The organism is Streptomyces sp. NPDC052396, assembly GCF_044593195.1.
Lineage (GTDB): Bacteria > Actinomycetota > Actinomycetes > Streptomycetales > Streptomycetaceae > Streptomyces.
Genome location: NZ_JBIUAW010000006.1, coordinates 473782 through 487780, shown reverse-complemented (window position 1 = coordinate 487780; position 13999 = coordinate 473782). Strand labels below are relative to the sequence as shown.

Annotated in this window: 11 protein-coding genes; 5 read left to right on the top strand and 6 right to left on the bottom strand. The window is 72.0% G+C overall.

The annotated features are described in order from the left end of the window. The first annotated feature begins 41 nt into the window (after positions 1 to 41). Positions 42 to 446 (top strand): hypothetical protein, encoded by a 405-nt coding sequence (locus ACIHFE_RS18960; RefSeq protein ID WP_400107917.1) that lies wholly within the window; start codon positions 42 to 44, stop codon positions 444 to 446. A 22-nt stretch (positions 447 to 468) separates the two neighbouring features. On the opposite strand, the gene ACIHFE_RS18955 is transcribed toward ACIHFE_RS18960, so the two are convergent. Next, positions 469 to 2289, bottom strand: coding sequence for a phosphoenolpyruvate carboxykinase (GTP) (locus tag ACIHFE_RS18955; protein WP_400107915.1), 1821 nt, complete (start codon positions 2287 to 2289; stop codon positions 469 to 471). A gap of 276 nt (positions 2290 to 2565) precedes the next feature. On the opposite strand from ACIHFE_RS18955, the gene ACIHFE_RS18950 reads away from it, so the two are divergent. From ACIHFE_RS18950 to ACIHFE_RS18940, 3 genes are all read left to right on the top strand, one after another. Then, complete coding sequence (locus ACIHFE_RS18950) at positions 2566 to 3270, top strand: hemolysin III family protein (RefSeq protein ID WP_400107913.1); 705 nt, start codon at positions 2566 to 2568, stop codon at positions 3268 to 3270. A 393-nt stretch (positions 3271 to 3663) separates the two neighbouring features. Further along, positions 3664 to 5202, top strand: coding sequence for a DHA2 family efflux MFS transporter permease subunit (locus tag ACIHFE_RS18945; RefSeq protein ID WP_400107911.1), 1539 nt, complete (start codon positions 3664 to 3666; stop codon positions 5200 to 5202). Positions 5203 to 5212: 10 nt separating this feature from the next. Further along, positions 5213 to 5836 (top strand): TetR/AcrR family transcriptional regulator, encoded by a 624-nt coding sequence (locus ACIHFE_RS18940; protein WP_400107909.1) that lies wholly within the window; start codon positions 5213 to 5215, stop codon positions 5834 to 5836. A 17-nt stretch (positions 5837 to 5853) separates the two neighbouring features. Here ACIHFE_RS18940 and ACIHFE_RS18935 read toward each other — a convergent pair whose 3' ends face one another. The 3 genes from ACIHFE_RS18935 to ACIHFE_RS18925 form a co-directional block, all read right to left on the bottom strand. Then, a complete protein-coding gene (locus tag ACIHFE_RS18935; protein WP_400107907.1) occupies positions 5854 to 6255 on the bottom strand; it encodes a MerR family transcriptional regulator in 402 nt (133 codons plus the stop codon). Between the two features lie 47 nt (positions 6256 to 6302). Then, on the bottom strand, positions 6303 to 7313 hold the full coding sequence (locus ACIHFE_RS18930; RefSeq protein WP_400107905.1) for an MDR family NADP-dependent oxidoreductase: 1011 nt from the start codon (positions 7311 to 7313) through the stop codon (positions 6303 to 6305). 87 nt (positions 7314 to 7400) lie between these two features. Further along, positions 7401 to 9437, bottom strand: a complete 2037-nt coding sequence (locus tag ACIHFE_RS18925) for a thioredoxin domain-containing protein (protein WP_400107903.1) — start codon at positions 9435 to 9437, stop codon at positions 7401 to 7403. A 116-nt stretch (positions 9438 to 9553) separates the two neighbouring features. Between ACIHFE_RS18925 and ACIHFE_RS18920 the strand changes: the two genes are divergently transcribed. Then, positions 9554 to 12826, top strand: a complete 3273-nt coding sequence (locus ACIHFE_RS18920; protein ID WP_400107901.1) for a tetratricopeptide repeat protein — start codon at positions 9554 to 9556, stop codon at positions 12824 to 12826. Positions 12827 to 12854: 28 nt separating this feature from the next. Here the strand turns inward: ACIHFE_RS18920 and ACIHFE_RS18915 are convergent, their stop codons facing one another. Both ACIHFE_RS18915 and mca read right to left on the bottom strand, forming a co-directional pair. Next, positions 12855 to 13088: a hypothetical protein gene (locus tag ACIHFE_RS18915; RefSeq protein WP_400108055.1), complete on the bottom strand. Its 234-nt coding sequence runs from the start codon at positions 13086 to 13088 to the stop codon at positions 12855 to 12857. Between the two features lie 7 nt (positions 13089 to 13095). Further along, positions 13096 to 13965 carry a mycothiol conjugate amidase Mca gene (mca, locus tag ACIHFE_RS18910; RefSeq protein WP_400107899.1) on the bottom strand — a complete coding sequence of 290 codons (870 nt, stop codon included), beginning with the start codon at positions 13963 to 13965 and terminating at the stop codon, positions 13096 to 13098. Between the last annotated feature and the right edge of the window lie 34 nt (positions 13966 to 13999).

Sequence of the window (13999 nt, the reverse complement as noted above, 5' to 3'; positions counted from 1 at the left end):
CTAAGTTAGGATGGCCTTCTGAGGTATTCAGGAGGCCATCCATGTACGAGCCGATCCGCACGCCCTCGCCGCACGCGGCGGCCGCCCAGTGCGGCGCCATGCGAGGGCTGCACCGCTCCCGCGCCGAGGAACTGGACATCCGGCTGGCCGGACATCTGACGGCACTGCTGACCGTGACGGACGAGCTGCGGGCGCTGACGGCTTCGCCGGAACTGGACGCCGCCGCCGGCGAGTTGGCCGTATGCGTGGCCCGGCTCCGGGGCGGCGACACTCCGTTGCGGGCCGCCCCGTCATGGGCGGGCGAGGCCCTTCGGCTGCACCAGCGGGCCCATATGCTCGCCGGACAGGCCCTGGTGGTCGCCACCCAGCGCGGGGACCAGCCGGGCGCCGCCCTGGCGGCGCGACGACTCGCCGCGCACGCGGCGGCGCTGGGGCTCACGGACTGAGCCCCAGCCCCCCGCGGGGAACTCAGCCCAGGCGCTGGACCAGCGCCCGGTACTCGTCCCACAGCTCCTTCGGCGTGTGGTCCCCAAAGGAGTTCAGGTGCTCCGGCACCAGTGCCGCCTCCTCGCGCCACACCTCCCGGTCCACCGTGAGCAGCAGCTCCACATCGGCCTCGGGGATGTCCAGCCCCGCCAGGTCCAGCGCGGAGCGCGTCGGCAGCACACCGATGGGCGTCTCGACGCCCTCCGCCGTGCCCTCCAGCCGCTCCACGATCCACTTCAGCACCCGGCTGTTCTCACCGAAGCCGGGCCAGACGAACCGGCCGTCCGCGTCCTTGCGGAACCAGTTGACGTAGTAGATCTTGGGCAGCTTGTCCTGGTCCCGGCCCTGGCCGATCTTGATCCAGTGGCCCATGTAGTCGCCCATGTTGTAGCCGCAGAACGGCAGCATGGCGAAGGGGTCCCGGCGCAGCTCGCCCACCTTGCCCTCGGCGGCGGCGGTCTTCTCGGAGGCGACATTGGCACCGATGAAGACTCCGTGCTGCCAGCTGAAGGACTCGGTGACCAGCGGCACCGCGGAGGCCCGGCGGCCGCCGAAGAGGATGGCGGAGATCGGCACGCCCTTGGGGTCCTCCCACTCGGGCGCGATGATCGGGCACTGCGAAGCGGGCACCGTGAAGCGGGCGTTGGGGTGCGCGGCGGGCGAACCGCTGGCGGGAGTCCAGTCGTTGCCCTTCCAGTCGGTCAGATGGGCGGGCTGCTCCTCGGTCATGCCCTCCCACCAGACGTCGTTGTCATCGGTGAGGGCGACATTGGTGAAGACCGCGTTGCCCCAGAGGGTCTTCATGGCGTTGGCGTTGGTGTGCTCACCGGTGCCGGGGGCCACCCCGAAGAAGCCGGCCTCGGGGTTGATCGCGTAGAGCCGGCCGTCCTCGCCGAAGCGCATCCAGGCGATGTCGTCGCCGATGGTCTCCACCGTCCAGCCGGAGACGGAGGGCTCCAGCATGGCCAGGTTGGTCTTGCCACAGGCCGAGGGGAAGGCGGCGGCGACGTACTTGGGCTCGCCCTGCGGCGGGGTGAGCTTGAGGATGAGCATGTGCTCGGCGAGCCAGCCCTCGTCCCGGGCCATCACCGAGGCGATGCGCAGCGCGTAACACTTCTTGCCCAGCAGGGCGTTGCCGCCGTAGCCGGAGCCATAGGACCAGATCTCCCGGTCCTCGGGGAAGTGCGAGATGTACTTGGTGGAGTTGCAGGGCCAGGGGACGTCGGCCTGGCCCTCGGCCAGCGGGGCGCCGAGCGTGTGCACGGCCTTGACGAAGAAGCCGTCGGAGCCCAGCTCTTCGAGGACTGCCGCGCCCATGCGGGTCATGGTGCGCATGGAGACGGCGACATAGGCGGAGTCGGTGATCTCCACGCCGATCGCGGACAGCGGCGAGCCCAGCGGCCCCATGCAGAACGGCACCACATACATGGTGCGGCCCCGCATCGAGCCGCGGAAGATGCCGTTCTCTCCCGCGAAGATCTCGCGCATCTCGGCCGGCGCTTTCCAGTGGTTGGTCGGCCCGGCGTCCTCCTCCCGCTCGGAGCAGATGAAGGTCCGGTCCTCCACGCGCGCCACATCGCTGGGGTCGGAGGCGGCGTAGTAGGAGTTGGGGCGCTTGACCGGGTCGAGCTTTCTGAACGTGCCCTTGGCGACCAGTTCTTCGCACAGGCGCTCGTACTCGGTCTCGGAGCCGTCGCACCAGACCACGCGGTCCGGCTGAGTGAGGGCGGCGATCTCTTCGACCCAGGAGATCAGCCCCTGGTGGTTGGTGAGGGTGGTGGGAGCCGCAATTGCGCGCGCCACGATCGCTCCGTCCCGCCGGGCACCCAAGTCCGTCCCGGCGTCGCATATTGAGGGTGGAACGGCTCATCGGCCGCCGGTACCGACGGCCGAAGTCCGCTACTGCACATTCGCCCCTTGGGGGCTGCGACCCAGACGCTTCCCGTTTCCGCTCATCCGGTGCCGCCCGCACTCATTTGATCATCCGACTCCCCCCGGCTTCTGTCCAGAGGGCACCCCCGTGACCATCGCCACGTGATACCGCTCCGTAACCTACGGTGGCGTAGGTAGCATGAGCCCATGACTTCCGCGCCCGACGCAGCGCCCGTCGCGCCCCCGACTCCCGCCGGTGCCGCGAGTGAGGCACCGCCGCTCAAGCCGCGGCTGCGCGGCTGGCTGCACGCCGGGATGTTCCCGGCCGTCCTGGTATCCGGCGTCTTCCTGACCGCCCTCGCCGACAGCACCCGAGGCCGGATCGCCTGCGCGGTCTATGTGCTGAGCGCCTGTCTGCTGTTCGGCGTCAGCGCCCTGTACCACCGGGGCAACTGGAGCCCGAGAGCCACCGCGGTACTCCGAAGGCTGGACCACGCCAATATCTTCCTGATCATCGCCGGTACCTACACCCCGCTGACCATGCTCCTGATCCCGGGCGGACGTGGGCAGTTGCTGCTGTGGGCGGTATGGGCCGCGGCGGCGGCCGGCATAGCCTTCCGGGTGTTCTGGGTCGGTGCGCCACGATGGCTCTACACCCCCTGCTACATCGCCATGGGCTGGGCCGCCGTGTTCTTCCTGCCCGACTTCCTGCGCAAGGGCGGCATCGCCGTCCTGGTCCTGGTGATCGTCGGCGGCCTGCTCTACAGCGCGGGCGGCGTGATCTACGGGATCAAGCGCCCCAATCCCTCACCTCGGTGGTTCGGTTTCCATGAGGTCTTCCACTCGCTGACGCTGGCCGCCTTCGCGGTGCACTACGTCGGCATCTCCCTGGTGGCGTATTCGCACAGCTGAGCCAACGGGCGCCCGGCGCGCCCGCCCCCGTGCACGCAGTGGCCGTGGCCGTGAGGCCGCGGCCACTTTCCATGTCATGCCGCCGACCGCGGCCAGCACCACGGCCAGCACGGCCACCTCGCCGGCCAGCAGGTAACTCCCCACACACAGCGCCGCGACCAGCATGGCCAGCACCTTCAGCGCTGCGGCACCCATCGGCATCGGACATCCTCCCCTTGGTTCACCGACCGATTTGGTTCACTGGCCGATCCCCTGCCCCTACACAGAGCGTTACACACCCCACTGACAGTCAGCGCGGCATCAAGAAGGTTGGCGCAAGGCAAAGTCGTTTGACAGTGCTCATCTTTTGCGAGTTACTGTCATAAGACTTCGACTCCTGCCACCGGAGAACCCATGACCACCACCCCGAGCACCCACCCCCGTCGCTGGTGGGCCCTGGGCGCGATCGTCGCCTGCATGCTCACCCTCGGCTTCGACGGCACCATCCTCAATGTCGCGCTGCCGACCATGGCCGCCCAACTCGGCGCGGACAACAGCACCTTGCAGCTGATAGGCGACTCCTACCTGGTCGTCCTCGCCGCCCTGATGCTCCCCGCCGGCTTCCTCGGCGACCGCTTCGGACGCCGCCGGATGCTGGTCCTCGGCCTGGCCGTGTTCCTGGCCGGCTCCCTGCTGGGCACCCTGGCCGACAACTCCTCGGCCGTGGTCGCCGCCCGCTCGGTGATGGGCGTGGGCGCCGGACTGATCTTCCCGCTCACCATGTCGGTCGTCCCCACCCTGTTCGCCCCCGAGGAGCGGGCCAAGGCGATGGGCCTGGTCTCCGCCGCCTCGGCGCTGGGCCTGCCGCTGGGCCCCATCCTCGGCGGCCTGCTGCTCGACCACTTCTGGTGGGGCTCGATCTTCCTGATCAACATCCCGCTGATCGGCATCGCCATCGTCGCCTGCCTCACCCTGCTCCCGGAGACCTCCGACCCCTCCTCCCCCAAGGTCGACATCCTCACCACCGTGCTCACCGTCACCGGACTGGGCACCCTGGTCTATGGCGTCAACGAGGGCCCCGGGCGCGGCTGGAGCTCACCGCTGGTCCTGGGCATGCTCGCCGCCGGCGTGGTGCTGATCACCGCGCTGGTGCTGCGGGAACGCCGGCAGGACCGGCCGATGCTCGACCTCTCCCTGCTGCGCCGGCGCGGCTTCCTGTGGAACACGGTGGCCGCCGCCCTGGTGATGTTCACCCTGACCGGCCTGATGTTTGTGCTGCCCGCCTATCTGCAGACCGTGCTCGGCAATGACGCCCTGGGCACCGGGGTGCGCATGATGCCCATGCCACTGGGCATGCTGGTCGCCTCCCGCGCCACCAGCCACCTGCTGAGCCGGATGGGCCCGCGCCCGGTGATCTGCGCCGGGCTGGCCATCATGGCGGCCGCCGCGCTGACCGGTGCCACCACCGGTGTCCATGACGGCTATGGCTTCACCGCCGTCTGGCTCGCCCTGGTCGGCCTGGGCTTCGGCATGGCCATCGTGCCGGCCATGACCAACGCGCTGGGCGCACTGCCCCGCGACCGGGCGGGCAGCGGCTCCGGCCTGCTGATGACGCTGCGCCAAGTCGCGGGCGCCATTGGGCTGGCGATCCTGGGCAGTGTGATCGCGGGCAGCTACACCAGCCACCTGGACACCGGCCACCTGCCCGGCCCGGCCGCCTCGGCCGCCCAGGACTCGGTGATCGGCGCCCACGCGGTGGCCGCCAAGCTGGGCGACCGGGCCCTGGCACACTCGGCGGACAGCGCCTATCTGCACGGTATGGACCTGGCCCTGGCCATCAGCGGGGTCACCGCCCTGCTGGCCCTGGGCCTGGTCGCGGCCTTCCTGCCCAACCCGCGGCCCGAGCGGCCCGCCGCCACCCATGAGGTGGTCACCGATTCCGCCCATGCCTGAGAATTCGGTCATGGCCTCAGCACATCCCTCCCCCGCCGCGCAGCCCGGTCCCCGGCTGGGCCTGCGCGAGCGGAAGAAAATCCAGACCCGGCAGGCGATCCGCGACGCGGCCTACCGGCTGTTCGAACGGCAGGGGTACGACGCGACCCCGGTCGACCAGATCGCCGAGGCCGCCGATGTCTCCCCCAGCACGGTCTTCCGCTACTTCCCCACCAAGGAAGACATCGTGCTCACCGACGAGTACGACCCGCTGATGGAGGCCATGCTCCGGGACCGCCCGGCCGGGGAACCCCCGCTGACCGCCATCCGGAACGTGGTGCTGGGCGGTCTGGAGCAGATGATCGGCAGCAACAGCCCGGAGATGCGGGTGCGGATGCGGCTGATCCGCGAGGTGCCCGCGCTGCGCGCCCGCGCCGGCGAGGGCATGGGCGAGTCCAGCCGGATCCTGTGCGAGATCATCGCGGAACGCACCGGCCGCGGCGCCGACGACCTCCAGGTGCGGGTCCTGGTCGCCGCGGTGCTCAACGCGATGCAGGAGGCGCTGATGGTCTGGGTGGACCGCGGGCAGACCGATGACCCGCTGGCGCTGATCGGCCAGGCCCTGGACTTGCTGGAGCGCGGTCTGACGCTATGAGGTCCGCGTGAGACGGCTCATGGGGTCTTCTCCCGCAGCGGCAGGGCGTAGGGCTTGACCCGGCCCGGCACCCGCGGCGGCTCGCCCACCAACCGGGCGAGCCGCTCCCGCAGCGCGGTGAGGCGCTCGATACGGGCGTCCAGGTCGTCCATGCGGCGGCGGACCACCGCCTTGGTGGCGGAGCTGCGCAACGGGCAGTCCGGGTCCGGGCCCAGCACCTTGCCGAAGGCCCGGATGTCCCCGATGGTCAGCCCGGTCGCCAGCAGCTCGCACACCGTCCTGATCCGCCGCACCTCCTCGGGCCCGTACACCCGGTGTCCGGACGGGGTGCGCCGGGCCTCGATCAGCCCCTCCTGCTCGTAGTAGCGCAGGGTTCTGGGCGAGACACCCACCTGCGCCGCCGCCTCGCCGATGCGCACCCCGTCCTCCGTCGGTCAAAGGTCCGGTCGGTTACCGGTCCAGTCGGTTACAGATCCACCAGTACCGCGCCGATGTGACGCCCCTCGATCAACTCGCACAACGCGCGCGGGGCTTGGGCGATTCCCGGCAGCCGGGTGTGCGGGAAGCGCAACGTCCCCTCGCGCAGGCCGCGGCCGAAGAACTCGTACCACTCGGGGATGAGGTCCAGGTGGTCGAAGAGCGCCAGGGCCTTGATCTGGATGCTGCGGGAGACCAGCGAGAGGGTGTCCAGCCGGGTCTCCGAGACGCCCAACTGGGAGGCCAGCGCGCCGATCAGGGCCACCCGGGCCCGGCGGTTGGCCAGCTCCAGCGCGGCCTGCAGCTGCTCGCCGCCGACATTGTCGAAGACCGCGTCGATGCCGTCCGGCGCCGCCGCGCGCAGCTGCTCCTCGAAGGAGCCGGTGCCCCGCAGCACCACCGCGTCATAGCCCAGCTCCTTGACCAGCACCTCGGCCTTGGCCGGGGAGCTGGTGCTGCCGATCACCCGGGCCGCCCCGCGTTCCCTGGCGATCTGCCCGGCCAGCGAGCCCACCCCGCCGGCCGCGCCGCTGATGAACACCGTGTCGCCGGCCCGTACTTCGGCGCCCCGGACCACTCCCATATAGGCGGTGGGCCCCTGGGAGAGATAGGCCGCCGGGTCCGGCAGCACCCCGGGCTCCAGGCGGGTGGCCTCGGCGGCGTCCACCACCGCGTACTCCCGCCAGCCGGCGTGGGTGTACACCAGGTCACCGGGGGCGAAGCCGGCCGCGCCCCGGGCGGCCACCACCTCGCCCACCGCCTCGCCCCACATCGGCTGCCGCAGCGCATAGGACGGCATGGGCAGGCCGCTGTCCTCGTCCAGCAGGGTGCGCATCACGGCGGCGACACCCATGACGCGGTTGCGGATCAGCAGCTGACCGGGCCCCGGCTGCGGCACCGGGACCTCCGCCACCTCGAACACCTCGGTGGTCAGCGACCCTTGGGGCCGCGCGATCAGATGGACCTCGCGATGTGTCGTGGGAATAGTGCTGGTGCTCATGGGACAGCCTCCTCCGGTCGGACGGACGATCAGCAGGCTAAAACCTGACAGGCACGTCAAGTTCAAGCGGACCAGCCATCCGCCGGGTCAGCCGCCCAGCCGGTCCCCCAGGGTCTTGGCGTCGGCCGTCGGCGCTTCACAGGTGAAGCGGCGGCAGACATACGCGGCCGGACGGCCGTCCAGCAGCGGGCGGCCGGCCAGCAGCGGCACCTCGGCGTCCTCGGCGGAGGCCGGTTCCCCCACCGCCACCACCAGTCCGGGCGCGGTGGACAGCAGGGCGGTGCGGTGCAATTCCCGGGTGGCCGCGTCCTCCGGCGGTCCCACCACCGCCACCTCACGCGGTCCGTCCAGCAGCGCCTCGGCCACCGCCAGCCCCCAGCCGGCGAACCGCGGGGCCCGTCCGGCCAGTTGGCGCACCAGGCCCAGGGCCCGCTCGGCCGCCCGGCGGTGCCGGTCGCTGCCGGTGAGCGCGGCATAGGACAGCAGCGCGCCGGCCGCCGCGGTCCAGCCGGAGGGGGTGGCGCTGTCGGTGGGGTCCTGCGGGCGGCGGATCAGGGTCTCCGCGTCATCGGCGGTGTCGTACAACGCCCCGTTCTCATCGGTGAAGCGGGCCAGCACGGTGTCCAGCAGCAGCCCCGCGAAGTCCACCCAGACGCCCTCGCCGGTGACCTGGGACAGGGTGAGGAAGCCCTCGGCCACATCCGCGTAGTCCTCCAGCACCCCGGCGTGGGCGCCGGCGGTGCCGTCCAGCGAGGTGCGCAACAGCCGTGCGTCAAAGCCCATATGGACGCGGACCAGCAGGTCGGCGGCGTCCACCGCGGCCTGCAGCAGGTCCGGGCGGTCGAAGTAGGCACCGGTCTCCGCCAGTGCCGCGATGGCCAGCCCGTTCCAGGCGGCGACCACCTTGTCGTCCCGCCCGGGACGGGGCCGCCGGTCACGGGCCTGCAGCAGCCGCGCCCGCACCGAGGCCAGCTTGGTGGCGTCCATCAGCCGCTCGGTGTCGGGGAGTTGCAGCACCGAGGCGCCTTCCTCGAAGGTGCCCGCCTCGGTGACCCCGAACCACTCCGCGGCGTCCCGGGCATCCGTCTCGCCCAGCACCTCGCGCAACTGGGCGGGGGTCCATACGTAGTAGGCGCCCTCGGCGTGGTGACCGGTGCCGTCGTCGCTGTCGGCGTCCAGCGCCGAGGCGAACCCGCCCTGGGCGGTGCCCAGTTCGCGGACCATGAAGTCGGCCGTCTCCAGCGCCACCCGCCGGGCCAGGGCGGAGCCGGTGGCCCGCCACAGATGGGCGTAGACCCGGCACAGCAGGGCGTTGTCGTAGAGCATCTTCTCAAAGTGCGGAACGACCCATTCCGAGTCCACCGAGTAGCGGGCGAAGCCGCCGCCCAGCTGGTCGTAGATGCCGCCGCGGGCCATCGCCTCCGCGGTCGCCCGCACCATGTCCAGGGCCGCTTCCGAACCGGTGCGCACCTGGTGGCGCAGCAGGAACTCCAGCACCATGGACGGCGGGAACTTGGGCGCCCCGCCGAAGCCGCCGTGGGCCGGGTCGAACTCCCGGGTGAGCTCCAGCAGGGCCGGGTGCAGCTCCTCGGCGGAGGGCGGGCCGGCGTCCCCCATCGTCAGCGAGCGCCCGGCGAGGTCGCGCACAATGCGCCGCGCGACCTCGCCCACTTCTTCGCGCCGGTCGGCCCAGGCGGCCGTCACCCCCTCCAGCACATCCCGGAAGCCGGGCATGCCGTGCCGGGACTCGGGCGGGAAGTAGGTCCCGAAGTAGAAGGGCTCCGCCTCGGGGGTCAGGAAGACGGTCATCGGCCAGCCGCCCTGCCCGGTGGCGGCCTGGACGGCCTCCATATAGACGGCGTCGACGTCCGGCCGCTCCTCGCGGTCCACCTTCACCGGGACGAAGTGCTCATTGAGGTAGGCGGCGATGGCCTCGTCCGCAAAGCTCTCATGGGCCATCACATGACACCAGTGACAGCTGGAATAGCCCACGCTCAGCAGCACGGGCACCGCGCGGCGCCGGGCCTCGGCGAAGGCCTCGGGAGACCAGGGCCACCAGTCGACCGGGTTGTCGGCGTGCTGCAGCAGGTACGGGGACGTCTCATGCGCCAGGCGGTTCGGCATGGGGCCCATCCTTGCGCAACCGGACGCCGGGATGAGTTATCCACAGGGCTGCCGCAAAAGCCCTCGACACGGAACACTGGTATGTCCGTGGCAACGGCTGGTCTAGGGGGAACGGCATGCAGAGCTCGCTGCCCGCACTGCGGCAGGGTCATCGTGCGGACGTGGAAAGCCTGTTGAGGCGGGCGGTCGAGGAGGAGGAACGGCGCAGCGGCGGCCGTACGGACACCGCCGCCCTGCTGCGCCGGGCGCGGGACGAGCTCGACACGCTGGTGGCGCCGGCCGCCGAGGAGTACGCCGCCTATCTGCGCGCGCTGGACGAGGAGGCGGCCACGGCCCGCCCGCTGGGCTCGGTGCTCTCCCGGGGGACGCTGGGCACTCCGGCGCTGGCCGCGGCGGTGGCGGCGGTGGCCGCGCTGGGGGTGGACCTGGGCTCGGGCACCTCGGCGGGCACGGCGGTGGCCGCGGGGGCGGCGGCCGCGGTGGCCGGTTCGCTGGCGGCGGTGCTCCGGCTGACGGCCGGCTCCTGGTCGGCGGGGCAGCGGCGGGCGGGCCTGCGCGGCCAGCCGGGCGGCTCGGAGCAGTTGCGGCTGGAGTGGCTGACCGCGCTGGAGGTGCGCGGGGTACGGCCGTTCCTGGACCGGCAGCGGATGCTGCGGGGTGCCACCCGGGTCAAGAGCGGCGCCGCGGGGCAGGCCAAGGACGGCGCCGCCCGGAGCGTCCAGCTGCGGGGCGGGGATCGCAGTGCGGCGGCCCGGCAGCGCAGTGTGCTGGCCCGTTCCTTCGATGAACTGCCCGAGGAGCGGGGCGCGTTCCCGGGCCGCCGGGTGGAGCTGGCCCGGATCGCCCAGTGGGTGCAGCAGGCCCGGGCCAGCACCGAGACCCGGCCGGTGGTGGTGGTGCTGCACGGTCCGCCGGGGGCGGGGCGCTCCGCGCTGGCGCTGCGCGCGGCGCAGGCCCTGCGCGATCAGTTCCGGGCCGCCTGTCTGGTGGATCTGCGCGGCGAGAGCCGGGGCGAGCCGCCGCTGCCGGTGCGGGACGCGCTGCTGCATCTGCTCAACCGGCTGGGCGCGCCCCGGGACCAGTTGCTCTTCCGGGAGCGTTCCACTCAGGACCAGCACCTCAAGCGGCTGTCGGAGATCTACCACCAGCATCTGACCGGGCTGCCGGTGGTGATCGTGCTGGACGACGCCTCGGACGCCGAGCAGGTGCGCGCCCTGGTCCCGGACCGCTCCGAGTCCCTGGTGCTGGTCACCTCGCGTGCCCCGCTGACGCTGCCGGCCGATCTGGCGGGCTGGGTGCACCAGTTGGAGGTGGGCCCGCTGGATGCGGCGGGCGCGGAGGAACTGCTGCGGACGGTGGCCGAGGAGCCGGATCCGGCGCCCTTTGACGAGCAGTCGGTGGCCACGGTGACGGAGTTGTGCGGCGGGCTGCCGCTGGCGCTGCGGGTGGCGGGCTCCTCGCTGGGGGCGCGCAGCGCCCGCGGGCTGGCCGCCGAGCTGCGGGCGGCCGGGCAGTCCGATCCGGTGCAGCGCGCCCTGTGGCTGCGCTATGTGGACCAGGGCGATGAGGCGCGCCGGCTGCTGCGGCGGCTGGCGCTGGCCGGCCGGGCCTCGCTGGGCGCGGCCGCGGCGGCGGCCCTGCTGGGGGCCCAGGAGAAGGAGGCGACCCGGCAGTTGACGGCGCTGGCCCGGGCCGGGCTGATCGAGCCGGTGCGCACCGGCCGCTACCGGATGCACGATCTGGTGCGTGACTTCGCCCATGAGCGGCTGCACGAAGAGGAGGAGGCCGGGGAGCGCGGCGCGGCCCATGAGCGGCTGATCCGCAGCTATGCGGAACTGGCCGACTCGGTGATCCGCATGGTGGACGGCAAGACCTCCACCCGGGCCGATATGTTCGCCAAGGGGGCGGGCGGCGCCCATGGCTTCCCCTCGCTGGACGCGGCGCTGCGCTGGCTGGACGACGAGTCCAGCTTCATCACGGCGGCGCTGCGGCATGCCGAGGGCGTGGACCAGTCGGCGGTGCTGCATCTGCTGGGGGCGCTGTGCGACTACTGCCTGCTGCGCGGGGACCTCTACCGGCTGGGTGAGCTCAGTGAGTTGACGCAGGACACCGACAAGGGGCTGCTGATGCGCTCGGTGCAGTGGCGAACCGGTGTGGCGGCACGGCAGTTGGGCGAGCTGGACAAGTCCCGGACCACGCTGTCCTCGGTGGTGGATCTCTACTTCAGCGCGCAGAACACCGCGGGGGCCGCGCGGGCGCTGCGCGATCTGGGCATCACCCTGCACCATCAGGGGCAGTTGCCGGAGGCGTCCCAAAAGCTGCGCGAGGCACTGGAGTTGCAGTCGGCGCCGGAGCTGGGCGGCGACCGGGCGTGGACGATGCACGCCCTGGCGGCGGTGGAACGGGACCGGGGCCGGCTGGCGGAGGCACTGGAGCTGCTGACGGTGGCGCTGGAGCTGCATCTGGAGAGCGAGAGCGTGCACGGCCACGCCTGGGCGCACTTCCAACTGGGCCAGGTGCGGCTGCGGATGGGGCAGGCGGGCCCGGCCGAGGAGGAGCTGTCCGAGGCGCTGGAGCTCTACGGCCGCACCCAGGACAGCCGGGGCGCGGCCTGGGCGCTGACCATGCTGGCCCGGGTGCGGCTGCTGTCCGGGGAGCCCGCGGCGGCCGCAGACGGGCTGCGGACGGCCGCCGCCCGGCACCGGGAGCACGAGGACGCGCGCGGTGAGGCATGGTCGCTGTACTACCTGGGCCAGGCCCTGGAGGACCAGGGCGATCTCGCCGCGGCGCTGCGGGAGCTGGAGCGGGCCCGCAATATGTTCAGCCGGATGCGCGATGTCTACGGTCTGGCCTGCGCCCGGCACCACTCGGCCCGGGTGACCCGTGACCAGCGGGCGGCGCAGACCGGGAGCCTGCGCAACAGCGGTTTCGCCCGGCAGCTGCTGCAGGACGCCCGGCTGGACTTCCAGCGGGTGGGGGTGGCGCACGGCGAGGGCTGGTCGTGTGTGGAGCTGGCGGTGATCGACGCCGGCAATGGCCGGGCGGCCCAGGCGCTGGAGCTGGTGGCGGAGGCCGGGCGGCTGTTCGCCGAGGTGGGTGACCGGCGCGGCGACGCCTGGGCACGGTTCCTGCGCTGCACCCTGCTGCCGTTCGCCTCGCCGGGCGGTTCCGAGGTGGGCACGGCGGTGGCCGGGGAGGAGCTGGCCGCGCTGCGGCGGGAGCTGGCGGCCGCCGACTGGGCGGTGGACCCCTCGCTGGAGCAGTGCGCGGAGGCCTACTCGCTGGTGCTGGAGCGCGGTGCGGAGCCGGAGGAGGGCTGGCAGGCATGGCGGCTCGGCATGGTGCCGGGCCGCCGGGCGCGGGATGTGCTGGCGGCGCTCCCGCGCTGAGCAGGGCTTTAAGGGCCCCCGAGGGTGGTTAGGACTTGCCGCCCTCGGCGGCGGTGCCCGGCTCCGCGGACGCCGGCTCCGCCGCCTCCTCGAAGTCCACCCGCTTCATGTGCTTGTTCATGCTCTTCATCAGCAGCCAGACCGCCCCGCCGATCACGGCGAACACCAGGAAGCCGAGCACGCCAGGGGTGACCTTGTTCTGGTCCAGGTCCTTGGCGAGCGGCACCAGGTGGCCGGCGGCGAGGGTGGCAGTCGCGCTCATCATGGGGTCAATTGTTGCGGATGCCCGCGAAGAGGTCGTCCTCGGGGAGGGACGTGCCGACCAGAGACTTGGCCAGCTCGTACTCCTCGGTGGGCCAGACCTCGCGCTGGACGTCCATCGGCACCCGGAACCAGCCGCCGTCCGGGTCGATCTGGGTGGCGTGCGCGATCAGTGCCTTGTCGCGGATCTCGAAGAAGTCACCGCAGGGTACGAAGGTGGTCAGGGTGCGCTCGCGGCCCATCTTGTCCCAGCGCTCCAGCCACTCCCCGTAGGGCGACTCCATGCCGCGCTCCAGCAGCGCCTCGTGCAGCGCCTGGGTGCGCGGCCGGTTGAAGCCCTGGTTGTAGTAGAGCTTCAGCGGCTGCCAGGGCTCGCCCGCCTCGGGGTAGCGCTCCGGGTCACCGGCGGCCTCGAAGGCCACCATGGTGATCTTGTGGGTCATGATGTGGTCGGGGTGCGGGTAGCCGCCGTTCTCGTCATAGGTGGTGATCACCTGCGGGCGGAACGCGCGGATCAGCTTCACCAGCCGGCCGGCCGCCTCGTCCACGTCCTGCAGCGCGAAGCAGCCCTCGGGCAGCGGGGGCAGCGGGTCACCCTCGGGCAGCCCGGAGTCCACGAATCCCAGCCACTCCTGCTTGACGCCCAGGATGTCCCGGGCCTCGTCCATCTCCTTGGCCCGGACCTCGTGGATGTGCTCCTCGATGTAGGGGTCACCCTGCAGCTTGGGGTTGAGGATGGAGCCGCGCTCCCCTCCGGTGCAGGTGGCGACCAGTACGTCCACCCCTTCGGACACGTACTTCGCCATCGTGGCCGCGCCCTTGCTCGACTCATCGTCGGGGTGGGCGTGAACGGCCATCATTCGCAACTGCTCAGTCAAGGCTCGATCCTCAGTCACTGGGGTCTTCAGAGGG